19 protein-coding genes and 1 pseudogene are annotated in these 22,855 nt (G+C 50.2%); 5 read left to right on the top strand and 15 right to left on the bottom strand.

Annotation, left to right across the window (positions count from 1 at the left end):
• Nucleotides 1-3: 3 nt before the first annotated feature.
• From L0M14_RS28625 to L0M14_RS28610, 4 genes are all read right to left on the bottom strand, one after another.
• On the bottom strand, nt 4-921 hold the full coding sequence (locus tag L0M14_RS28625) for a carbohydrate ABC transporter permease (RefSeq protein WP_235119792.1): 918 nt from the start codon (nt 919-921) through the stop codon (nt 4-6).
• An 86-nt stretch (nt 922-1,007) separates the two neighbouring features.
• Nucleotides 1,008-2,618, bottom strand: coding sequence for a response regulator transcription factor (locus L0M14_RS28620; protein ID WP_235119791.1), 1,611 nt, complete (start codon nt 2,616-2,618; stop codon nt 1,008-1,010).
• A complete protein-coding gene (locus tag L0M14_RS28615; protein WP_235119790.1) occupies nt 2,593-4,419 on the bottom strand; it encodes a sensor histidine kinase in 1,827 nt (608 codons plus the stop codon). The genes L0M14_RS28620 and L0M14_RS28615 overlap by 26 nt, the downstream gene beginning before the upstream one ends.
• Before the next feature lie 183 nt (nt 4,420-4,602).
• Complete coding sequence (locus L0M14_RS28610) at nt 4,603-5,508, bottom strand: NAD(P)/FAD-dependent oxidoreductase (RefSeq protein WP_235123061.1); 906 nt, start codon at nt 5,506-5,508, stop codon at nt 4,603-4,605.
• A 299-nt stretch (nt 5,509-5,807) separates the two neighbouring features.
• Here L0M14_RS28610 and L0M14_RS28605 point away from each other — a divergent pair, with 299 nt between their 5' ends.
• A complete protein-coding gene (locus tag L0M14_RS28605) occupies nt 5,808-7,172 on the top strand; it encodes an MATE family efflux transporter (protein WP_235119789.1) in 1,365 nt (454 codons plus the stop codon).
• A gap of 260 nt (nt 7,173-7,432) precedes the next feature.
• On the opposite strand, the gene L0M14_RS28600 is transcribed toward L0M14_RS28605, so the two are convergent.
• From L0M14_RS28600 to L0M14_RS28590, 3 genes and pseudogenes are all read right to left on the bottom strand, one after another.
• A complete protein-coding gene (locus L0M14_RS28600) occupies nt 7,433-8,050 on the bottom strand; it encodes an alpha/beta hydrolase (RefSeq protein ID WP_235119788.1) in 618 nt (205 codons plus the stop codon).
• Nucleotides 8,043-9,020, bottom strand: a complete 978-nt coding sequence (locus L0M14_RS28595; RefSeq protein WP_235119786.1) for a ring-cleaving dioxygenase — start codon at nt 9,018-9,020, stop codon at nt 8,043-8,045. The genes L0M14_RS28600 and L0M14_RS28595 overlap by 8 nt, the downstream gene beginning before the upstream one ends.
• A gap of 94 nt (nt 9,021-9,114) precedes the next feature.
• Nucleotides 9,115-9,560: pseudogene (locus L0M14_RS28590) on the bottom strand (MarR family winged helix-turn-helix transcriptional regulator).
• 389 nt (nt 9,561-9,949) lie between these two features.
• Here L0M14_RS28590 and L0M14_RS28585 point away from each other — a divergent pair.
• A complete protein-coding gene (locus L0M14_RS28585) occupies nt 9,950-10,942 on the top strand; it encodes an aromatic ring-hydroxylating oxygenase subunit alpha (RefSeq protein WP_235119784.1) in 993 nt (330 codons plus the stop codon).
• A gap of 101 nt (nt 10,943-11,043) precedes the next feature.
• On the opposite strand, the gene L0M14_RS28580 is transcribed toward L0M14_RS28585, so the two are convergent.
• The 4 genes from L0M14_RS28580 to L0M14_RS28565 all read right to left on the bottom strand — a co-directional run bounded on the left by L0M14_RS28580 (nt 11,044) and on the right by L0M14_RS28565 (nt 17,426).
• Entirely contained in the window at nt 11,044-12,780 is a 1,737-nt protein-coding gene (locus tag L0M14_RS28580) for a sensor domain-containing diguanylate cyclase (protein WP_235119783.1), read from the bottom strand.
• Nucleotides 12,771-12,911: a hypothetical protein gene (locus tag L0M14_RS28575; RefSeq protein ID WP_235119782.1), complete on the bottom strand. Its 141-nt coding sequence runs from the start codon at nt 12,909-12,911 to the stop codon at nt 12,771-12,773. Before L0M14_RS28575 ends, L0M14_RS28580 begins: the two co-directional genes overlap by 10 nt.
• A gap of 120 nt (nt 12,912-13,031) precedes the next feature.
• On the bottom strand, nt 13,032-16,616 hold the full coding sequence (locus tag L0M14_RS28570; protein ID WP_235119781.1) for a glycoside hydrolase family 44 protein: 3,585 nt from the start codon (nt 16,614-16,616) through the stop codon (nt 13,032-13,034).
• 216 nt (nt 16,617-16,832) lie between these two features.
• A complete protein-coding gene (locus tag L0M14_RS28565; protein WP_235119779.1) occupies nt 16,833-17,426 on the bottom strand; it encodes a TetR family transcriptional regulator in 594 nt (197 codons plus the stop codon).
• A gap of 197 nt (nt 17,427-17,623) precedes the next feature.
• Between L0M14_RS28565 and L0M14_RS28560 the strand changes: the two genes are divergently transcribed.
• Nucleotides 17,624-18,007: an NAD(P)H-binding protein gene (locus tag L0M14_RS28560; RefSeq protein WP_235119778.1), complete on the top strand. Its 384-nt coding sequence runs from the start codon at nt 17,624-17,626 to the stop codon at nt 18,005-18,007.
• A gap of 77 nt (nt 18,008-18,084) precedes the next feature.
• A complete protein-coding gene (locus tag L0M14_RS28555; RefSeq protein WP_235119777.1) occupies nt 18,085-18,489 on the top strand; it encodes a Rossmann-fold NAD(P)-binding domain-containing protein in 405 nt (134 codons plus the stop codon).
• Nucleotides 18,490-18,607: 118 nt separating this feature from the next.
• Here the strand turns inward: L0M14_RS28555 and L0M14_RS28550 are convergent, their stop codons facing one another.
• Both L0M14_RS28550 and L0M14_RS28545 read right to left on the bottom strand, forming a co-directional pair.
• Nucleotides 18,608-19,567: an aldo/keto reductase gene (locus L0M14_RS28550; RefSeq protein WP_235119776.1), complete on the bottom strand. Its 960-nt coding sequence runs from the start codon at nt 19,565-19,567 to the stop codon at nt 18,608-18,610.
• A gap of 218 nt (nt 19,568-19,785) precedes the next feature.
• A complete protein-coding gene (locus L0M14_RS28545; protein WP_235119775.1) occupies nt 19,786-20,733 on the bottom strand; it encodes a helix-turn-helix domain-containing protein in 948 nt (315 codons plus the stop codon).
• 102 nt (nt 20,734-20,835) lie between these two features.
• Between L0M14_RS28545 and L0M14_RS28540 the strand changes: the two genes are divergently transcribed.
• A complete protein-coding gene (locus L0M14_RS28540) occupies nt 20,836-21,237 on the top strand; it encodes a DUF3888 domain-containing protein (RefSeq protein ID WP_235119774.1) in 402 nt (133 codons plus the stop codon).
• 263 nt (nt 21,238-21,500) lie between these two features.
• On the opposite strand, the gene L0M14_RS28535 is transcribed toward L0M14_RS28540, so the two are convergent.
• Together L0M14_RS28535 and L0M14_RS28530 are read right to left on the bottom strand one after the other, a co-directional pair.
• A complete protein-coding gene (locus L0M14_RS28535) occupies nt 21,501-22,328 on the bottom strand; it encodes a Ppx/GppA phosphatase family protein (protein ID WP_235119773.1) in 828 nt (275 codons plus the stop codon).
• Nucleotides 22,310-22,750, bottom strand: a complete 441-nt coding sequence (locus L0M14_RS28530) for a hypothetical protein (protein ID WP_235119772.1) — start codon at nt 22,748-22,750, stop codon at nt 22,310-22,312. Before L0M14_RS28530 ends, L0M14_RS28535 begins: the two co-directional genes overlap by 19 nt.
• Between the last annotated feature and the right edge of the window lie 105 nt (nt 22,751-22,855).

The raw sequence follows: 22,855 nt of genomic DNA, 5'->3' as shown, positions 1-22,855 counted from the left end.
TTCTCATCCCCTCTCATCCTTGCCATCGCCATAGAAGACCCAATACTTCGAAGTCAGGAAGATGACGCCTGTGAACACCCCGATGATGATGACCATAATCCAAGCCAGAGCTGCAGCGTACCCCATGTTAAAGAAGGAAAACCCTTGCATATACAGGTTCAGTGTGTAAAACAATGTGGAATCCAGCGGACCTCCGCGTCCGTCCCCGATGACATAGCCCGGGGTAAAGACCTGAAAGGAGTTGATAATGCTCATCACCAGGTTAAAGAAGAGAACCGGAGATAAGAGCGGCAAGGTAATCTGGAAAAATTGCCGAACCTTCCCGGCGCCGTCCACCTGCGAAGCCTCATAGAGATCAGCAGGAACCTGCTTGAGCCCCGCCAAAAAAATCACCATGGCCGAACCGAACTGCCAAACAGCCAGTGTAACAATCGTATGCATGATGTAGTTCGGGTTGGCGATCCAGGCCGGACCATCAATGCCGAAAAATCCGAGAAAGTGATTCAGGAGACCATCGCCGTCGAAGATTTTACGCCAGACGATCGCGATCGCTACGCTGCCTCCGAGCAGCGACGGAATGTAGTATACGGTTCGGTAGATACCGAGCGCCTTGATGCCTTTATTCAAAGCCATCGCTACCAATAGAGCGAAGATCAAACGCAGCGGTACCGAGAAAAGCACATAGGCAAAGGTAACCTTCAAAGACCCGTAAAAGGTTGGATCATCCGTAAACATCTGTACGTAATTGCCAACCCCGAGAAACTCCGGCGGAGTAAGCAAATTATAATTGGTAAAAGACAAGTAGAGAGAGCCCAGCATGGGTCCCAGCGTAAGGCCAAAAAAACCGAGCAGCCAAGGAAGCAAAAATAGATAGGCCGTTCGGTTTTGGCGCCAAAGGTTTGTTCGTCGCGTCGTATTCATGCATGCCGCCTCCTAACGTGTAAGTATCGAGTACAGTGCTGTTATCTGTATCTCTATCATACGGAAGCGGCGCATTCGCTTGAATTCTATTTCTTCGGCTCTTCGTTATTAAATTTTTCGGATGCTTGCTGACGGTAGTCGGATGGACTCATGCCGTACAGCTTTTTGAATTTAGAGCTGAAGTAGCTCGCATTCGAGAAGCCGGTCAACTCGGAGATATCCGCAAGACCGAGCCCCGTGTCCTCCAGCAGATGGACGGCCTGCTTCATTCTCAGATCCGTCACGTACTGGATAAAAGTCGTTCCCACCTTCGCTTTAAACAGCTCGGAGAAATAAGTAGGATGATAATTAAAGCGTTCTGCGAGCATCGACAGGCTGATCTCGTACATATAGTTCTCCTGGATGTACTGCTGAGCTGCCTCAATCATAGATTGCTCGGCATCCTCGGACCCAGACTTCAGCTGGCGCATTATCGCGGTTCCCAGCGACATCAGGAATTCTTCGGCCTTCTCCACTGTGTTCAGACTGTGCACCAAGCCGGGACGAATCCAGAGCTGGCCGGAGCCGACCGGTCTGACTCCCGCGTTATGAGCGGTCGTATCCATCAACACATACAGCTGAAAAATCAGTTTAACGAACTGAACACCGGAATGAGAGAAGGCAGCGCCCAGCTCCCGGCGCAGTACTTGTCTGAACTGCTCGAATTCCCCGCGCAGCAGGTATTTTTGAACGATCTTGGCCGTATCCTCCGACAAGACAACCTTGCCGCCGGCCCCGGAGTCTTGCTCCCAGCCTTGCGTCCGGCTTTCCGTCATATTCCACGCCAACAGTGCGGATAAGTAGCCTTCCTTCCAGGCCTCAAAGCCGAGCACAGGCTCTCCGACGCCAACCACCGGCTCGTAGGCAAGCTGACGGCTCACGCAATCCTTAAACGCACGGGCAAAGCGCTGGGCGCTATCCAAATCGCCCTGGATCACAGCATGCAGCAGCCCCGGGTAATTCGGATCACGGAATACCTCAAGCGGCTCTTCCCACGATTCTGCAAATTCTCTGCCGATCAGCTCGAAAGGCAGTCGCAGCTTATCCGGTGTCCGTTCTTCATCCGTGCCCTGCCATGCACGTACCGGAAGTCCCGCGGCAAGAAACCGTACCGGGGCCGCCCCCCAAGAATCAAGCTGAAACCACTTGGAGCGCTCCTGCACAACGCTTGCCCCAGCCCACTCCTCTTTGACCAGGTGCACGAGAAAGTGCTCTTTCATCTCCTTGAAATAGCGCGTCATTCGCCACTGCGTCACTTCCTGCTGATTCATCGCGCTTCTGGCTTCCTCCAGTTCACGAACTACCTTGCTCAGTGCCTCGGTCAATTCATCCTGCGAGACTGGCTTCAGCAAATAATCACGCACCTTACTTTTCAAGGCCGCATGGGCATAATGGAAATCCTCGTACCCCGTAATCACAATCAATTTGAGTTGTGGATACCGCAGACGGCAAGCCTCCAGCAGTGATACACCGTTCATGGCCGGCATGTTCATATCGGTAACCACAATGTCGTAAGGATCGACCTCCAGCTTCTCCAACGCTTCGACACCATTGGATGCTTCCGCGGCAACCGTAAGCCCTAATAGGTCCCAATCCACCTTGAGGCGGAGCCCCATTCGGATTTCAGGCTCATCATCCACGATCATGACTCGATACATCCTGCTTCCCCTCCTGAATGGGCAGACAGAGCTCGATGCGAGTTCCCTCTCCCGGATTTGAATCAATAACAAAAGTGAACAACTCCCCATAATAGAGCTGACACCGGGCTAACACATTGCGAAGTCCAATTTGTCGGGTGCGGCTGTTCAAAATCTGGTCCACGTGCATAGCTCTGGCCTCCGCATACAGACTCTGTACCAGATCCGGCTGCATGCCGGGGCCGTTATCGGATACACACAGACTGAGCTTCCCTTCGTGCGTCCCCACCGTGACCCGAACCTCAGCTTCTGTCTGCTGCTGGAAGCTGTACTTCACCGCATTCTCCAGCAGCGGCTGAAGAATAAACTTAACGATATGCAGACGCTCCAGCTCCGGACCGGCATTCATTTCAATCGATACCGTCAGCTTCTCCCGGAAGCGGATTTGCAGAATCGAGGCATAGTGCTTAACGTACTGCATCTCCTCGCTTAGCGGCACGATATCATCGTTGCTGCGGAGCGAGAAGCGAAGCATTTTACCCAAGGACTCGATGACCCGAACTGTATCCTGCGTACGCTGCTGAATGGCAAGACTGCTGAGCAGCTCCAAGGTGTTAAAGAGAAAATGCGGATTGATCTGCATCAGCAGCGCTTTATATTCCGCTCTCTGCCGCAGCAGCTTGAGCTCGAATTCCATCTTAATATGATGCCTAAGCTGCCCGACCATGTGCCGAAACGTCGACGTAACAAAGCCAACTTCGTTGCGAACGCTCCTCTCGGGAGGAATCCGGCTCTCCGCCAGAGAAAAATCCCCCTGCTGCACATAGCGCATAGCCGAGGCCAGTCTCGATAACGGCTTGGTGATGCCGTAGGAAAGCGAGGTGGCAATGATGATCGCAGCAATCAAGAGAAGGCTGGCTACAAAGAAAATACTGGTCCGCAGCTTATTCAGCTTGGCGAAGAGCTCATTCTCAGGCACAAAGCATACGAGCATCCAGTTGCTTTCTTTCAGCTTTTTGTACACGAGAATGTCTGTGTACCCGCGTTCATTGTCGACATAGACGACTCCCTGCATGGACTGACTGTTACGAATTTCCTCGACCTTTTGCACTTCCTGCGTATGCGTCTTGTAATCATCCTGCGACAAGATGGGCTGGCCCTCTTCATCGAGGAGAAATATCGTTCCGCTATCCCCCAGATGAATGCGGTTTAGCGGCTCAAGGAAAAATTGCTCATTCACGTTCACCTTCATCACGTTCCTGGCGATGGACGGCTCGAAGGTACCGATCGGAAGCAGCAAGCTTACCACCTTGTACGGGCTTGAGCGCTTGGCTTCAAACTCATCTGTATGCGCATTCACCCACCGGTCGCCCTTCTGCTTGAACTGCTGATACCAAGACTCTTGCAGGAAGCTGCTATCCTCCATCACCTGATTGTCTGTGCCTACCCACAGCCCCTCCTGTCTATAGATGAGTACAGACGAAATACTGGAGTAGCTGTTCGTAGCCCTCGTCAGAAATTGGCTCATATCGATGTTCGCCAGCATCTTCTCGCCGTCTGATACGTTAGGATCTATTAATGTGTTATCCCATGTTTTGGTTGCATCGCTGTTAAATACGATCGAGGATAAGTCATAGATTTGCATAAGCGCCATATTGACGAAGGAGCCGTACTCGTCCATCTTTTCTAATGCGGAAGATTCGATATAATTACGGATCATGGACCGGGATTCATTGAAAATCAGAAATGATACCGCACTGAAGGATAGTACGAGCAGCAGCACAAAGAAAGCAATCAACCGGTTCTTCAGGGAGTAGAACATAAGCGCGCATCCTCTCGGTTATAGTTGCCCTTATTATAAGTCTTCGGGGAGCGCTTGCAAATTTGGAACGGCAAAAAAGCCCGCTCCTGCTTTCAGGGGCGGACAGAGTGGAGCTGTCGCTTACGACCATCCCGACGGGGACGAATTCGTTTCATTGAAATGTAGCTCAGAAATCATACCGTATCACCCGAATTCAGCCAGCAGCATATCCGAATTGATGCCAATAGCGGCCTTACTGCCATCCGCCGCGGCTATGACCAGCTGCGCAGGCTCCACGAGCGCAGCATCTCCGGCTGCATAGACACCCTTCACGTTCGTTCTGCCGAACCCGTCGGTCTTGATGCCTCCGAAGTCGGTCAATTCGCAGCCGAGCAGCTCGCCGAAGGGCAGTGCCTGGCGCCAGCCCGCTGCGGCAACGCCACCCGCTCGCTCGATCTCGGTCCCGTCTTCGAAGATGACTCTCTCCAGCTTGCCGTCTTGTCCGGCGAGCGAAATGATCTTTTGCTCATAATATGGAATCTGTTTGGCTTGCAGTACGGCCTTCTGTTCATCGGTCAAATAGGAATGTCCGTTAGAGGCGACGATAATATCCTTGCTCCAGTTGTATAACACCTTGGTGGTATGAAAGATGTACGGATTTTCAGAAATCAATATAAGCGGCTGATCCTGATGCTCCCATCCATCGCAATAAGGGCAGCTGAATAAGCTTTTTCCATAGAAATCTTCAATACCTTCAACAGCAGGAAGGATATTCTTTAGCCCAGTCGCCAAAAGCACGGTTTTGGCCTCATACTGCTCACCATTCTCGGTCGTGATCCGAAAGGTGCCCTCTGCTGCTTTAACGATATCCGTAACCGCAGCTTGCCGCAGCTCGATATTGGGGTATTTAGCTAAATCCTGATGTGCCAACTGCCTGAACTCTTGAGGCGTTACACCGTCACGGGTAATAAAGCCGTGTGACACTCCGGTAACAGCATTTCTTGGCTGGTTGTTATCAAACAATATGACCCGTCTTCTCGATCTTCCTAACACAAGAGCCGCATTCAGACCTGCCGGTCCCCCACCTAATATTGCGCAATCCACAACCATCTCCAACACTCAACACTCCCTTTATTTTAGCGGGTTCTGATGCTACGTCCTGGACAGGAGGCCGCGTTTCTATTCCTCACTCTCCTATACCCGTTCTACGAAGCTATCGTACACTGATTTATTCTACCAACAATTGGAAGACAAGAGCAACAGAAAGCTTGGACGACTTAATTGACCTTTGTAAGATTCATATAGGCGAATACAGATAACTCTGTTACAATCGTTTTTATGGCTGCGACGACTGCAATCTTCTACCCGCCATACTCGACAATTCAAGGTTTTTCGGAGGTAAAACACTCATGCAGCATGCAGCAACTTGGAAATCAAAAATTACATTATTTTTGCAAATTTTACTCCCTATTTTAGTTACACAAATTAGCTATAACGCTATGACCGTGCTCGATACGATGATGTCAGGACGTGCAGGAACCAGCGATTTGGCAGGTGTTGCGATTGGTGCCAGCCTCTGGATGCCGATCGCCATTGGACTCAGCGGCATTATGCTCGCCGTCACGCCCATGGTTGCAGGCTTATATGGCGGCGGACAGCATGAGCAGATTGCCAAAGTGGTCACGCAAGCCCTGTACCTCGCCGTACTGCTGGCTGTCGTCATCATCATTCTGGGGTCTGTCTTCCTAGAGCCTGTGCTGGGGATCATGCATCTGGATGCCGCTGTGCAGGATGTAGCCAAGCGCTACCTGACCGGTCTGTCCATCGGCATCATTCCGCTATTTGCTTCAAGTGTGCTGCGCAATTTCTTTGATGCGCAGGGATTCACGCGAATTTCGATGGTTATTCTGCTGATCGCCGTTCCGGTGAATGCCTTGCTGAATTATGCACTCATCTTTGGCGAGCTTGGCTTTCCTAGATTAGGTGGTGCAGGCGCAGGATATGCGACTGCCATCACGTATTGGCTGATTATGCTGCTCAATGTCATCATGGTATTTCGTGTTGAAGCCACCCGCCGTTACCGTCTACTGCTCAAATGGTATAGACCTTCCTGGCAGGCATGGAAGGAGCAGCTGTCGATCGGCGTACCGATCGGTCTGTCGATTTTCTTTGAAGCGAGTATTTTCTCTGTTGTGACTCTGCTCATGGGCACTATGTTCGACACCGTCAAGATTGCCGCTCACCAAGCTGCCATTAATTTCTCCTCCCTGCTGTTCATGGTGCCTCTCAGCATATCCTCGGCGTTAACAATCCTAGTCGCTTACGAGCTGGGCGCGGATCGCCCGAAGGATGCCAGGGCTTACAGCCGATTTGGGATTTTCTCGGCAATTGGACTGATGGGGACCTGCTCAATCTTCTTATATCTCCTTCGGGGAGACATCGCTATGCTGTACAGCTCCCAGCGAGAAGTGATTCTCTGGATCAAGCAGTTCCTGATCTATGCTGCGTTCTACCAGCTCTCCGATGCAGCCCAAGCATCGCTGCAGGGCACCCTGCGCGGCTATAAAGACACGTCGGTGCCGTTTATCATCGCGCTGATCTCCTATTGGGGCGTTGGTATACCCGCCGGGTATATGCTGGCGTCCCACACTGCCCTCGGCCCATTCGGCTTCTGGGTCGGCATCATCGTTGGTCTGACCTCGGCCGCGATCGGCTTCGCCGTTCGGTTGCGTAGCGTGCAGAAGAAGACCGACGCCAGGTCGGCGACGGTGTGACTGGATTGGAGCTTTGAGTGAACCGACACTACATACAGCCGCCTACAGAGATAGGTTCTTAAGGGACCATTATTTGTAGAGCTAATGAAGTGCTCAGAAGTGTTTGAAGAAGTGCAGAAGGTTCCTTGGATAGTTTTAGAAGCATTCGAAGAAAAGCTGCTGAAGCTCGAAATGGACCCAGCTCTACTGACAAAAAAGACCGATGCCCGCCGGCATCGGTCTTTTTACATTTCACAAAAGATGGAGCCTATCCATCTATTTTATTTCAGAAATACCTGCTTGAACCAAGCGGCAGCGGCCTGCACCTCGGGATACGTCAGCTGGTGGCCCTGCGCCGTCCAGTGCGCGGTAACCGGAGCACCCGCGGATTCCAAGAGCTCGATCAGCTCCTCCGTCTCCGCTACTGTGCAGATCGGGTCATTACGCCCCGCTCCGATAAAGCAAGGGACTGCCGACAAATCCGGCAGCTGCACGCCGCGCCGCGGCACCATCGGATGGTGCAGGACCGCGCCCCGGAGGGAGCCCTCGCAGTGGAATAAGAGGCTCCCTGCGATGTTCGCACCGTTCGAGTAACCGACCGCAACCACATTGCCGCGGTCGAACTCGTACTGCCCCGCTGCCTCGTCCAGGAATGCATGCAGCTCCTCAGTCCGAAGGAGCAGATCCTCCTCGTCGAACACACCCTCTGCCAGCCTCCTGAAAAATCGAGGCATCCCGTTCTCAAGCACATTACCTCTCACGCTTAGCACAGAGGAATCCGGCGAGATTTCTTTTGCCAGTGGCAGCAAATCTGTTTCCGTACCGCCGGTGCCATGCAGCAGCAGCAACACAGGGGCTTTAGAATCAATGCCTTTTGAAAAATATGCTTCATCACTCATTCACCTCCAGTGTCCGCACCTGAATAGGCGGCAGGTTTTTCTCGATTTCGGAGCGGTTCGGTTCGTACCACTCAGGGAGCATCAATTTATCGCCCAGTGCTTCCGTATCCTCGTCACGCGCAAAGCCCGGAGGATCTGTAGCGATTTCGAACAGAATACCGCCCGCTTCCCGGAAGTAGATGGCGTTAAAATACTGACGGTCGATGATCGGAGTCGGATGGAAGCCGTTTTGCTCCACATGCGCTCTCCAGCGTTCATGATCCTCATAATCTTTGGCCCGCCAAGCAATATGATGCACAGTACCCGCTCCTCCAGCGCCGTATGGCATTGGCGTTACGTTCACATCAATCACGTTACCCAGATCGGCGGATGCCACATACCGGGCGTATGCCCCTTCTTGACCTACTTTGTGAAGGCCCATGACTTGCTCCAGCAAAGCCCCTGTTCGATCCGGCGCTGTACTGTAGAGCACCGCTCCACCGAATCCTTTAATGGCTTTGTCCGCTGGGATGCCGCCAAACGCCCACGTGCTTGCTTTGCCCGCTTTCCGTGCAACAATTTCAAGATTGAGGCCTTCACTATCTTTGAATTGGAGATAGGTTTCACCGAATCGGACTGTCGTTTCGTAGGTAACACCATGCTGCGTCAGGCGCTCTTCCCAGAAAGCCAATGCACCTTCAGGAACGACATACGTTGTGATGCCGACCTGACCGCCGCCGATGCGGCCTTTGCGGGACCCTGCCCAAGGGAAGAACGTAATGATCGTGCCGGGCGATCCCATTTCATCGCCAAAGTACAGATGGTACACCTCCGGCGCATCGAAGTTGATCGTTTTTTTGACCAAACGAAGTCCGAGCACACCTGCATAGAAATCGACCGTACCCTGTGCGTTTTGTACAAAAGCAGTAATATGATGAATACCCGAAGTTGCTTGTTGTCCTTGTTGTTGCTGATTTGTAAGTTGACTCATAATTTCCATCTCCTTTAGTTTTGGTTGATGTAATATCTTAATATTAAGATATTGTTCTAAAAGATAAGCAGTTATACCCGTCAGCGGTATATAACTACTTGAATGTTGCCTGTGCGTGTTGGCCCAGCTTCTTCAGCAGGATGGAGGCAGCCCGCTTCTCCTGGGGGAGAGACCTTCGACTGCTTTCTCAATGACATCCGTGTGCATGGGAAACACTTCTTCAATGAACCCTTTGCCCTGTTCTGTCATATCGGCGAAAATTAACCTTCTGTCATCAGGAGAGGTTCTGCGCTGCACATACCCCTTCTTCTCCAGCTTATCGACGACGTACGTAATATTGCCGCTGCTCATGAGCACCTTGCCGCCGATTTGCTGCAGCGGCTGCGAGCCCTTGTGATACAGCAGCTCCAGCACACCGAATTCCGTTCGGGTCAGGCCGTGTCTCTTGATGTCTCGGTCAGCATGGGCATTCACCCATTCGCTTGCTCTGGACAAAGCAATGTATAAACGAAGAGATTCGTTATCCGGTGCAGACTTCATAGAGAGTCACTTCCTTTCGGCTGCTAGTAGGTGAAGCTTCTTGTCGGCTAGCTTTCTGCGATATCTTTATTTTGTATATCTTAATATTAAGATATTAATCAAAGGAAGTCAATACCCCTTTTGCAAACTTCATGTTACGCTGCAGCCATTGTTACGCAGGGTGCAGAATGCTGTCCAATAAGTATGAGTTTTTAGCCCCTTTCACCCCCTTGCTGATCCTTTCATCATTCGCTCAGTTATAGAAGCTATCCGGTGCCGCAGCTTCGAGTTTACTCTTGGAATTATACCCGAAATTCAATAAAATTATAGATACCAGCTTCAAACCATTGCGGCTTTTCTATGCAGCAAGAGTTTGTGTACAGCTACTATTTGAAAAAGGAGCCTTATACATGGATACTTCTTATCGTCCAAGTCGTGAAGAAGATCATGAGGTCTTTCCCGCTTCCTGGTATGCGGTTGCTTGGTCGAAGGAGCTACGCGGCGGGAAGCCGCTGAAGCGGAGAGTCATCGGCCGGGACATCGTCTTATTCCGCTCGGCTCAAGGGGTTCAAGCGCTGCATGCGTACTGCCCCCATCGCGGAGCGGACTTATCGCTTGGCAGCTGCAGCGGCAATCTGCTCCGGTGCGCCTATCACGCATGGAGCTTTGACGGCAGCGGACGCTGCGTGGAGATTCCCGCACATCCCGAGCGGGCTATACCGGAATTCGCCCACACCCTAACCTACCCGGCTGTAGAACGAGCCGGCCTGATCTGGGTGTACCCGATACCGGGCAGCGACAAGCCGGACCACCCCCTGCCCGCTCTGGAGCTGTATCCGCAGCTCGATAACCCGGACTTCGTTCTGGCGCCCTACGATGCCGTCTGGGAAGCCCACCTGACTCGCGCTGTGGAAAGCGTGCTCGATGTGGCTCATGTTCCCATCGTGCACCGCAGCACGATCGGCAAGAAGAGCCGAACGGATATCCACATCGACTTTACCGCTGAAGGTGACCAAATTTCGATCCGGAACGGCAGCGGGCTTCTGAACTATCAGTTTCCCCAGCATTGGATCTTGACACCCGCCGAACCGAGTCGGGCCCAATTTATCAACTACGTGACCTTCACACCTGTAGATCGTGAAGTAACTGCCATATTCGGGTATGCCGGGCGAAATTTTGCGAAGCTTCCTTTGGTCAGCCGCATCTTCTCCCGCTATAGCTCCCGTGTCTTGGAAGAGGACCGCGCCATTGTTGAGAGCCAGCATCCCCGACCGATTCCTGACGCACTGCGCATGGAAGCGCACGTACCCGCGGATGGTCCGCAGGTCCGATTCCGCCAGCGCTGGTATCAGTTTCTGGAGAGCTCGGAGCCCCGCGTTTTTGTCAGCAAAGCGCCGAAGTGAGTCACTCTATTCCTTGTAAGAATAATACAGCGAAAAAGCCCTAGTGACGGCTATCCACAGAGGTATGAACTCCGCCTCGATAGCTTCCGTCACTGGGGCTTTTATTGGACTGTTTCTTGGTAATACCGGTCTCTCCCGGATTGTTTGGCTTGATAGAGCAGTTCGTCCGCCTTTTGAATCAATAGCTGGAGTCCTGGCGGTTCATGGTCGGTATGGGCCATCCATGTTACCATCCCGCAGCTTATGGTCACATGCGCGGCGGCTCCTGATGCCGCATGCGGAATAGTAAGGGCGCGTATACCGGATACTGCTTGCTCCGCTAATCCACTTAATTCGTCTGACGCTCCGCAAGCAATATAAGCAAATTCCTCCCCGCCGAACCTGGCGGCCATCCCGCCCTCTTGTCGAGCCATCGTATCAAGCGCGCGCGCCACTTTCCTTAAACATTCATCTCCGGCTAAGTGGCCGTACGTGTCGTTATACCCTTTAAAACAGTCGATATCCATTAACAGCAAGCAGAAACCCGTGTTGTCATTCTTGGCTTTCCTCAGCAATCTCTGCGATTCCTCGTCAAAGTGTCTGCGATTGGCAATTCCCGTCAAACCATCAGCCAGCGTCTGCTTCTCGAGCCATCGGTTCGCTTCCTCCAGTTCGACCGTCCGTTCCCTGACTTTCTCTTCCAAGGAGCTGTTCACCAGTAGGAGCTTGGACGCCAACTCTTCGGAAGATGCGAAAGCTTTGGAGAAGCTCATCCCCAAAATAAAAGAGTGCGATACGATAAAAACAAGTAAGCCGAGGGGCACATAATACCCTGTGAGAATCAGACCTTGATTATAAAGAATATCGTTAAAGATCGTAATGGTGAGCACAATGGAGCCGCCTAAGGAAAACAGCGCCCCTTCTCTCTTACGAATGGCCGCCAGGATAAAGACGTACAACGCATAACTAATCGAAATCAGGATCACAATCTGAAAATATTTCAAGAGCGACATAAAGAACTGCAGCTCGGTCGATAGAATAATCACCGCGTATACAGCGGAAACCAAGCACAATACCCGAAGTACAAGCAGAGACATTTCCCGCGTATAGATGCGGCGTAAGAATAGCGTGAACGATACTACGCTCAGCACTAAACCGATATATTCGCCGCGAACGGCGAGATCATAAGTTAATTGCGGCAGCAAGGTGAACACCGCTGTTCGGCCAGCAAGCAGCGTTCGAACCGCAATCGATAGACAGAAGATCGAGAAATACAGCGGTGAACTGTCCGATCTCCTCATACAGTATAAACCCAGATGATACAAACACATGATGAATAATGCGCCTGTCAGGAACATATCGTAGGCGGTTTTATTTTGCAAACTGTCGGACAGTTGATTGAAGTCTCCATATTTGATGCTCTCATTAATACCGCCGCGAGGATGCGTAAAATTGGAAACCTGTATCACAATATGAAGGGTCTCTGTATCGGAAGGAACTTCCAGAATGAACTCCCTGCTCATGGGAACCGCTTGTTCCTTTGAAGTCGCTATGACACCATTCTGTTTTAAAAGCTCGCCGTTCACCCAAATTTTGTAGGCTGTCGATATGTTAGGGATATACAGCGCATTCTTGTCCTTCCTTGGTGTTTGTGTAAGGGTCAGCGCATAGGTCGCATAACCGTAGTAGCTGTTCACCGCGCCTGCGAGCTCATATTTATTCCAGCTTGAAGGAACTTCTACATATTGACGATCTGCCGCCTGACTATCAACTTGATCTGGAGTAAGCAGTTGATTCCAATAAAATGCCCACTCCCCTTCAAGCGGAACCGATTCGCTTTCCTTGCCTCTTACATCCATAAAGCCTTGAACAGCTTTCCCCCCGGAGCTGCCTGTTGGGTGAAGTCAAAGCCGGTTAAGAACGTTACGCATAGCGTAAGTATGATGAGTAGACCTGCTGCCCATCTGGTATACGTATTTGTTGTCCACATTGGATTCTCCCGATCGTACGAAATGTTACTTGTTGCTCCTATTCGACATTCTTACTGAAACTCCTCCAGAAAACAATCATGGAGCCTGCCCCTTCGGACAAGCCCCACGTCACTGTTGAATTATTTGGACAAAATAATGTGCGCAACCGTCAATTTAGGCACGGTGTACGTAAAGGTATTGTTCGTGATATTCGTCACGCCCTCACGCTCCGTTATCTCACTGCTCTCGCTGTCGAAGGCATATACTCTTGCCGATGTGTACGTACCGCTGCCTGCTATGTTCAGAACAGCATTCATATCAAAATCATTGTTCTTATTCATCACAATCAAGTGCAGTTCGTCGTCACTACTTGCAACGATCGAACCGTAAATCGAGCTGTTCTCGATATTGTTCGTCTCTGCCTTTACTTTGGTATCACCGAATTTACCGCCGTTGCCGTCGTAATCGGTGAACATTTTGACCGCGGATGAGATGTAGAGAGCGTCTTTCAAAGAATTAACCATCTTCCAGAAAGTCGCCAGATGCACGCCGTACTTGCCGAAAATACCTAGCACGTCGGCCTGGGCGATACCTCCGTACACGTTGTTCTCCCCGCCGTAGTTATACTCCGTAATAGCCATCTTCGTTCCCGGATTATACTGATCGATCGACTGCTGAACCCGCGGCAGCACCGGCAGGAACGAGCTGTACCACTGACCGATCCAGCTATTCTCCGTATAGGTAGGGTCCCATAGGGATCTAGGCGCCTGCATCCGCGCTTTGTTCGCTTCAAGGTTGGTGTAGGAGCCTTCATCCGTAATCCGGTAGCCCCCTGCGGAAATTTCCGGATACCAGTGGAAATCCAAGCTATCCAACAGACGTGTGTTTTCCTGCTCGGAAGCTACTCTGAATTTATCCAGATAGTAGTCCACATACCATTTGTAGTTCCCTTTGATCGCGTTCCAATCATCCGCTGCATGCATGCTGTAAAGCTCATCGAAGCTATAAGCGGCAGGTCCGTAAATTTCCGCATATGGGTCCACATGCTTCACGGCTTTGGCCGTATCGATTCCTTTCGTCAGAACCTCCACCGCTCCCGGTTTGCTTGGATGCATGAGAGGATGGGTCGACTGCCATAAGCTAGGTTCGTTATCGAGCGAATACCCCTTGATGCCGGTCGGCGTCGAAGCATTGCCGTATTTATGCACCAGCAGATTTACGAATTCGTCCATGTAGACGGCGTTATCATTCGTGTCAGGTGTAAGGCTGAATGGTGCATTCTTCGCCGGTTTCACTTGAACCCAACGGCTGGAAGGCGCTTTTTCCGAATCGGAGACGGCTCCATTCTTATCCTTGGCAACAAAGCCTGCAGTCTGCAGCGTGGTCAAGGTGTAAGCCCCCATCTCTAGCGACTTATTATAGAAGCCCATAACGCCGATGCCCGGATCATCCATATTGCCGCCCCAAGGGACGCCGCCATAATACCACGGAATGTAGTTATCACTCATTTCAAAATAATCCTCGCCTGCATTGGAAGCATTGTTCTCCCAGTTGTAGGTGGACATGCGGTTGCCGCCCATTCTTCGGGAGCCCCAATGCTCCGTGCCGGTTAAATCGTCGTTCGTACCATAAATATAAGGACTGATCGGTGCGCGCTCTGCCGACGTGTCAACCGTAAACTGTACATCAAATGTGCCTGTCGGCGTGTAAACCGTATTGGTCCGCAGCGGAGAGCTCCATCGGCCGCTCGTCTCGCCATCCTTGGCTCTGACACGGTACGTATGAGCTGTGCCTGCCGCCAAACCGCTGTGCACATAGGTAAGTGCAGGGCCCACGGGAATAATGGAACCGTCTACTTCGACCTCATAGCCTGTTACTTCTTCTTCCAAAGCGTCCCACTTCAGTGAAATCGAAGCTTCTGTCGTCGTACCTCTCACATTGACCGGGGCAGGCAGGTCCTGTTCGCCGGTTGTTTTGACATTGACAGCCGAACTCCAGGAGCTAACATTCTCACCTTTTCGGGATCGGACCTTATAAGAATGGCGAGTTCCCGGGCGAAGCCATTGATTCAGGTAACTATTGGTTTGAATATTTTCTACAACCGTTCCGTCCGCATCTACATCGTAGCTTGTGGCACCGACAACCTGATCCCATGTGAGCAGGATGCTCGTGTCCGCCGGTTTGGCCGTAATATTCGAAGGCGATGCCGGAATGTCCAGCAGCGTCGGCTCCGTGCCCCACTCGAGAACACCGGAGCGGTAAGCCGTTACTTTTTCATTAGGCACCGAGGAGCCGGAGCTGCTGTAGGAGTAATCGTTCGTCTGGTCAAAGCTAGACCAATCGCTTTTGTTGATCCATGTGTATACGCCTACTTTGCTGCTGGGCTGCAATTGGCCCGCTCCGGCAGCAAAGCTTACTTCCAGGTAGTAGTCTGCATCTGCCGAAGGAATCGGCATTTTCACGAATCGGGCGGTCACGAACTCCTTAGGCGCTGTCGTCCAGAAACCGACCGTCAACGGCCTTTCGCTATCGATTGTAAAATAGTATCTAGCCGTCACTTCGCTCAAAGGAACCGGCGTCGAACCCGTATTAAAAATCTCGATCTCTGGGGTTGGCATTTGCGTGCTAGCGCTATTCCCGGTTTTCACGTTCACGGTCAGCTGGCTGCTCACCTGCTCCTGAAGCGTTCTAGCCATAACCGGCTCACTCCAGACACTTACCGCTGATGGGCTCTTAGCTCTTACTCTGTAGCTGTGCGCCGTATCCGGCTGAAGTCCGCTGTGTGTGTAGCTGTTCGTATTGAAATCACCCAAGCTGATGCCGTCAGCTTCCAGCTCATAGGCTGTCGCTGATCTCACTTGATCCCATGTAAGGTGAATGGAATTCGTCTCGGAGGCTGCTGTGAGGTTCGTCGGTGCGGATAAAACGGGGTCTGGTGTGGAATTCGTGCCGATCGTGAATTGGCCTGCTGCCGAATTGGTATGCAGCGTTGTGCTTCGGTCTGCGCTTAGCACCTGCACCGCGATGTGATATACGCCTTCCGCGGCACCTGCCGGAACGGTCCAATCCAGGCTGTACGTCTTGGCTGCACCGGCCTCAAGCGTATCAGCATACTCCTTAGATGCCACAATTGCGCCGTCCGGTCCGACAAGGCTCATCTGCGTGAGCGCCTCTGTGGCCAGCGAAGCCGTAACCGCTGCATTCACATGCACGGTGCTGCCCGGAAGAGCCTGCGCGGTATCCGCGGACGCGCTGCTTGTGATCGTGAGCACCGGCTGCCCCGCTACGACCTGGAAGCTCGTCGCTCCCGCGTGCCAATCGTACATGCCGCTCCAGCCTGCACCGAATACCCCTACGCTTACGATATAGCTGCCCGGCGCTGTGTTCGCAGGCACGTTCCATTCGAATGGAACGGTTTGCTGCTGGGCTGCTTCTACAGCAATGTTATCTTTGAAGATTTGGTAGACCTTCTGAAGCGAAGCGTCGAAAACCTCGACGTCCAGCAGCAGGGATGCCGCCTCTGTGGAGGTAACATCCACGTTCACTACAGCTGTAGTCCCTGCAGCTACGCTCCCCGGCGTTACCTGCGCCGATGTCGTTACAGTTGGGGCTTCTGCCGAAGCTGTCCCTCCTCCTGTGGTAAAAATGATGCTGCTCAGCAGCATGGTTAAAGCTGTAATCATCGCATACAGCTTGAAGCTGAATGTACTTCGATAAGCTTGCATATGTGCTCCCCTTTCTTGGTTACCTTGCCGCAACGGGCAAGAGTCCGTACGTTCTCGTTCGTGATCCGCCTGAATCATCTTAACAAAACGACGCGGGGCAATCTGTGTCGTATGCAACGGAAAAAATGTGAGATATGCAACGAAAACTCTTTCGACTGCACAGCAAAAAGCCCCTAAATGGGTTCAGGGACAGATTGATGATAAAATATGGGTAACTTACCAGGATTTTTGCTCAAGAAAAGGAGCCAGATCAACCAAAACAACTTCAATGATTTCTTTTACCATCCATTCCTCCGAGCGGCTTTGAGTGTTCCGGCTCCACTGCAGAGCCGACCCGAATACGCCCCAACTCACAACGAGTGCCTTAGCTTCCACTGTATCATGCGAAAATCCCTGCGTGTTCGCCTCATGTAACCATGTAAGCAGGAATCGATGAAGCTTCTTATGAATGGCATTTTCAAATATGGATTCAAACTGCTTGTCTCCGGGCGTACTGTGCTGTCGGGCCTGCAAAAGAAAATCGAAGATGGTTTGAATAAGGATTCGCAAATTGTCCGCATTGAAGCTTGCGTCCTCTGGCAGTCTGTCATTTACAAAAATTTGAAACTTCTCCGTTTTCCAGTATTCAAGAAAATCATATTTATCCTGGAAATGCGCATAGAACGTTGTTCGATTTACAGCTGCCTGAGTTGTGATATCATGCACAGAAATGGAATAGAAGTTTTTCTTCTCCCTCACCAAATCGTTAAAAGCCTGCACGAACTGTTGACGGGTTCTTATTACACGCGGATCTTCGGGATTTACTGACATTTTGCTCCCCTTTTCCTCAATTCAAATAACGGACAAAAGAACTCATATGTAGGAAAAACAACAAAAACAGCTTTTTGCAGGTTGTTCGTAGGGGCACAATCCTTTTATCTTCTACTTATACGATTATGATTGCACAAACCAAATCGTATGGCAAGGAACTCACTTTGCGATTTATAAACGAAAGGATGCATGCAAAAATGATTGTTGTTACCGGAGCTAACGGAAATTTAGGAAGGAAGATCGTTGAGGAACTTCTCGCGCGTGTTCCTGCAGAGGAAATTGGTGTAAGTGTCAGGGATGCGAACAAGGCTCAGGATCTAAAAGAATGCGGAGTTCGTGTCCGACAAGGAAATTTCGATGATTCCGAAAGTCTCCTTCACTCCTTTGAACAAGCGTCGCAAGTTCTCATTGTCTCATCCAACACTTTGGAGGGAGAAGAGGCTGTTCGCCAACATCAAACCGCCATTGATATGGCAAAGAAGGCTGGGGTGGGCCGAGTGCTGTACACAAGCCACATGGGTTCATCTGCGACATCACAGTTCCCCCCATGCTCACCAATGCGGCTACAGAAGAGATTCTGAAATCTTCAGGGATGGCTTTCACATCGCTTCGATGCGGTTTTTTTGCTACTTCAGCGTTATTGATGATCAGGGATGCCTTGAAAACAAGGGAATTAATAGTCCCGGAAAGCGGTCCGATTGCCTGGACGACTCACTCGGACCTGGCTGCAGTTACAGCGGCTATCTTGACAGAGGGGAAACTCACCGGGATTACCCCTCCTCTTACGGCCTCCGAGGCGATTGACATGGAAGGGATCGCATCGATTGCTTCCAAGGTCTTGGATCAGCCCATTCAGCATATCGTTGTGTCCGATGAAGAATATCGGAAACGCTTGACGTCTCATGGTATGTCGGAAGCGATCATCAACTTGCTTACAGGTATCTTTCAAGCAAGCCGGCAAGGGGATTTCTCGCAAATCGATCCCACTTTGGAAAACCTAATCGGACGTCCTCCGATCAGATTCGAAGAATTTTTAAAAGACTCAACTTCCCAATCATCTTAACGCGGACTGATATAGAACATCGGAAGGAGGCATCCACCATGGATGTCTCCTGAACCGTTCCTGACAAATAACAGGTTAATACAACTGTGAAGGTGGTTCAGTAATCCGAAAAGACAGATTATAGTGATTCATGCATCGCCTTTTCCCATTCACCTTTGATTACTATTCCGGTCTCTTTCGCGGCTGCTTCAAGATCATGGATTTCCTGTGCTGTCAGCGTGATTTCAGCGGCTTTTACAGCATCAGCAATTTGGGAAGTTCTCGTAACGCCGATGATCGGAAGAGTTCCTTTCGTGATAGCCCAAGCGATTGCAACTTGTGCAGAAGTTGCATTACGCTTACTGCCGATTTCCTTCATAACATGGATCAAGCCTTCCAGTTTCGCAAGCACGTCTTCATGAAACGCCTCTCCTCTTCTGGTGCCGCTTGGGAGAGGATTTTTCGTATTATATTTGTCGGTTAATGCGCCTTGCTCCAACACCATATAGGAGAAAAACACAATGTTGTTTTCGTTGCAGTAATCAATAATTCCGGCTTCTTCGGACGAACGGTACAATAAGCTGTAATGATTTTGTACAGCAGAGATTTTCAGCCCTTCTTCAGCCAGAATGCTTTGCGCTAGTTTGATTTCCTCCAGATTGTGGTTGGAGACGCCTGCATATTTTACTTTTCCGCTTTTCATGAGCGGAATCAGCTCTGGAGTCCATCTTTTTACATCAAGAGGATTATGGATCCAATAGATATAGATATGGTCTACGCCTAGCCGGTTCAGGCTACTATTCAAGCTGTCTTCAACAGGCCCGCCAACTCGCGGATTGAATTTCGTTGAGAGCAGCACATCGTCGCGGCCTTTTGTAAGCTCGCCCAGAATGCTTTCGGAGGCTCCCATTCCGTACACAGTCGCAGTGTCCCATAAATGGAGTCCGGCTTTCATCGCCGAATCAAAAACCGGTTTTACATCTTCAGCGGTAAGATAATTCCCGAAAATAGCATCCCCACCGCCTTGACCGGTTCCCCATGACCAGGTACCAAGAGCGATCGAAGGAATCATTTCATTATGCAACTTTACCTTTCTCATTTGTTTCATCACCTTTCTATCATTCTTATTTTCATACTGCTGCGTTTACCGCATGAGATAAGAGTATCAAGGAGACGAATGAATTTCTTTGCCTACAAGCTCATTTTATTTGTTTATTTAGCTCATTTTGTTTTTGTATAATAAAATACCGTTCCACGGCAATTTCCGCGAAACGGTATTTTCAAATCAGGTGCCTGTATAGCAACTTTTTAGCCTCCTTAGGCCTCCTCCTTCAACCTCAGATGCTGTCTAAACTCCGACGGCGGGAGTCCGAATCTTTCCTTGAATACTTTGGAAAAGTGAGCGATATTTTCGAATCCGGTCGAAAAACAGACATCCGTAACAGATAACGCCGTTTCCGCTAACAGTTCCTTGGCTTTATCCAGCCTCCGATTGCGAACCCATTTGAGCGGGGAGGTGTGGTATATTGCTTGAAAATCCCTTTTGAACGTCGCCAAGCTTCTGCCGGACAAATAGGCCAGGTCGTTAAGGGAAACGGGATTCAAGAAGTTCTCCTCCATGATCTTTGCGATGCTGTCTCTGTCCTTGCTTATGGGCTGCATCATTTGATGCAAAAAACGATCATTCGAATCCGCTATGTGAAACAGCAATTCCATCAGCTTCACACGTACCAGTCCTTCTTTGACTTCATCAGGGTTTTCGAAATAGGGTTTTAACGACTCGATATAGCTTCCAATGCGGTCATTGATCGGAAAGACTGTTATCGGAACAACATCATTCACGAGATACATTGGTTTTAACCCGGCGAATCTGAGGAATTCATTTACTACCTTCTCGTTCAGGAAAAACATCATATAGTCGAGGATGTAATCGGAATCAGGTTCACCCGCTTTCTCGTACTGGACTCCAATTGATTTATGAATAAACATCATTTCGTTGCTCCGCATCGTATATTCTTGATTACCGAAGCGAACTGTATAGACACCCGATTTGACGATTAGCAGAAGATGATCCTGCAAAAAATAGGTTCCTTTTATGCCTTCCGTGTAAAAACAGAATTCAATAACGGACATCCCATCCAGCTTCAAGCTCTCTTTTTTATTCAGAGACTTTACCAGTTCATGAGGCACCTTGACCATTTTGCTTGATCTCATAGTCATGGACGTCCCCGCTTTACTTGTTCCTGCGATTGTTCTAGTTTCCATTTCATTATCATCCTTTCGGACATACCAGTCTGCGCTTACTAGTAGAATAACAGAAGTCGCAGTATGGGCACACTATCCATACAACCGGATGAGGTGTGGTGCATGAAAAGAAATGTGATTATTATTTTTTTAACTATGGCAATTATCCTATTGTCTCCCAATCAAATAAACGCTGAAAATCACTATCGTCCTCCCCAGGAGGACTCTACAGAGCTAAGATTACAGGATATGCTTATGAATTTTCTAGATCCGCATATCAACCATGCAGTTCAAGATTATTATCTAGATTTATTAAGCGAACCACCGCTTGTATATCCGTATTTCGTCGATGTGGTTGAGTCTCACAGGGTGAATGGATTTCGCGGATTTATCTTATCAATTACGCTTGATGTTATACCTGTTGTCGGTCCACACATTTCTGTAGGTCAAGACAGATTGACCTTTGAAATATCCGCGGGTCCTGAGGTCAAATTGGTAAATTACACACACTTTGAGAACAGATAAACTCCCCACCAATTGGCAGCACATCGTCAAGAAGCCTGGGAAATTTTAAACTAAAGAAGAGTGATACGTTAACAATAATGGGGTTTCCTATACTAGATATCTCTAATATAGGAAACCCCTTATTTAATCAATGCTCATCGGATACCAAGCCCCTAGTGAATCCACGCTAGCGCGGCCAGTAGGGAAGCTTGCACAACTTTGGCCCAGCCGCCGAGAAAGAAGTTGAGTACCGCAAAGCAAAAACTTGACGAACAACAGCTTTTTCATAATTGCTGGAGGAAGCCGTGTGCAATGTTCAGGTCGGTCGGCATGAACGAGCCGGCTCCGGACGTTTCCAGACACGCGAGGACGATACAGTTCGACGCGACAGCTCCCCGCATCCACTTCGAATCATACGGAGATGAGGCTTCTAATTCCTCAAGATCTGCTGCCGCAATAGCTTCCGATAACTTTGCAAAATTTTGCTTTTTACAATATCCACCCTCCATCTGGATCGAAAAATGACGTAAATACGTGTATTCCCCTCCTGTATAAGCAAATTGGTTCAAGGAACGCGGCAGCTGTTCAGCCACCCATTTGATACATTCCCTTACCTTTCTTCCGGCAGGCGCTTCCAATAGAGCAAACCTCTGATTCAGATCCGAAATGCCGAACGGCAGCAAATGCGGGCTCCGACCCGATCGCAGCCAGATTTGGATACTGCCTCCCCCGACGTTGATGACATCCAGATCCGACGGAATTCCCGATGCGGCAAGTGCCTGCCTCAGAAGCTCTGCTTCCTCTCTCTGACTGATCGTCCGATAATCGATCCCCAGCCTGCCGCATATACCGCTAACAGCTTCGGACAGCTCCGGCGATCTTCTCATCGCTTCCGTTCCAATCGCTTGAACACGACCTTGACCGGATGCCTCACGGAAATCCACATGCTTGGCAAGTAGTCCGCTCAACTGCTCCTCAAGCTTCGAGAAGTCGATTTCATTCTCCAGCAGCTCCCAGGTCAGCACATCCACCTGCTCCACCTTCATCTCCGCTTGGGCATAGACTTTGGCGCTGTGGCTGCCCAAATCCAGAATCAGCTTACTTCCGCACATAGAGCCTCACCCGATTCTTTCACCTTGAATGCTTTCCAGGCAGGGAACACATCCTCGAACAATCGGCAGTAGCCTGCGAGATTCGGATCCTGAACCGGCTCGATGCTCAGAATTTGCAGCCCTAACGAAACCGCATATCCCATTTCCAAGACAGCCGCTTTGCCTATGTAATTATCAATATTGGCGACGACCAGAAAGGAGGATACCCGCATCTTAGCAAAGATCGAATCCTGCAGCGTCCTTGGGTCCTGAATCGGGTCTTCGTTCAAAATAATGAACTCTTCTCCCGGATTGACCACTCCCTGGCTTACAGGAGCCAGCACTTTAATTCCTTCTTGCTCCAGAAAGGACTTGACCTCCAGCATCTGCCCGAAATGCTTGCGGTAAGAGCCGCTAATAACCGTTTGAACCTGTTTTTCCATGTGGCACTCTCCTTCTCCCATGTTCCGTGAAGCAAAGCTTGAACTACCTCATTCCTGCTGTAAAATAAATAGAAAATAACAGCAACAATTTACATAATATTAACA

The sequence above is a fragment of the Paenibacillus hexagrammi genome, assembly GCF_021513275.1.
Lineage (GTDB): Bacteria > Bacillota > Bacilli > Paenibacillales > NBRC-103111 > Paenibacillus_E > Paenibacillus_E hexagrammi.
The sequence above is the reverse complement of the archived record's forward strand: the minus strand, read 5'-3'. Positions and strand labels throughout refer to the sequence as shown.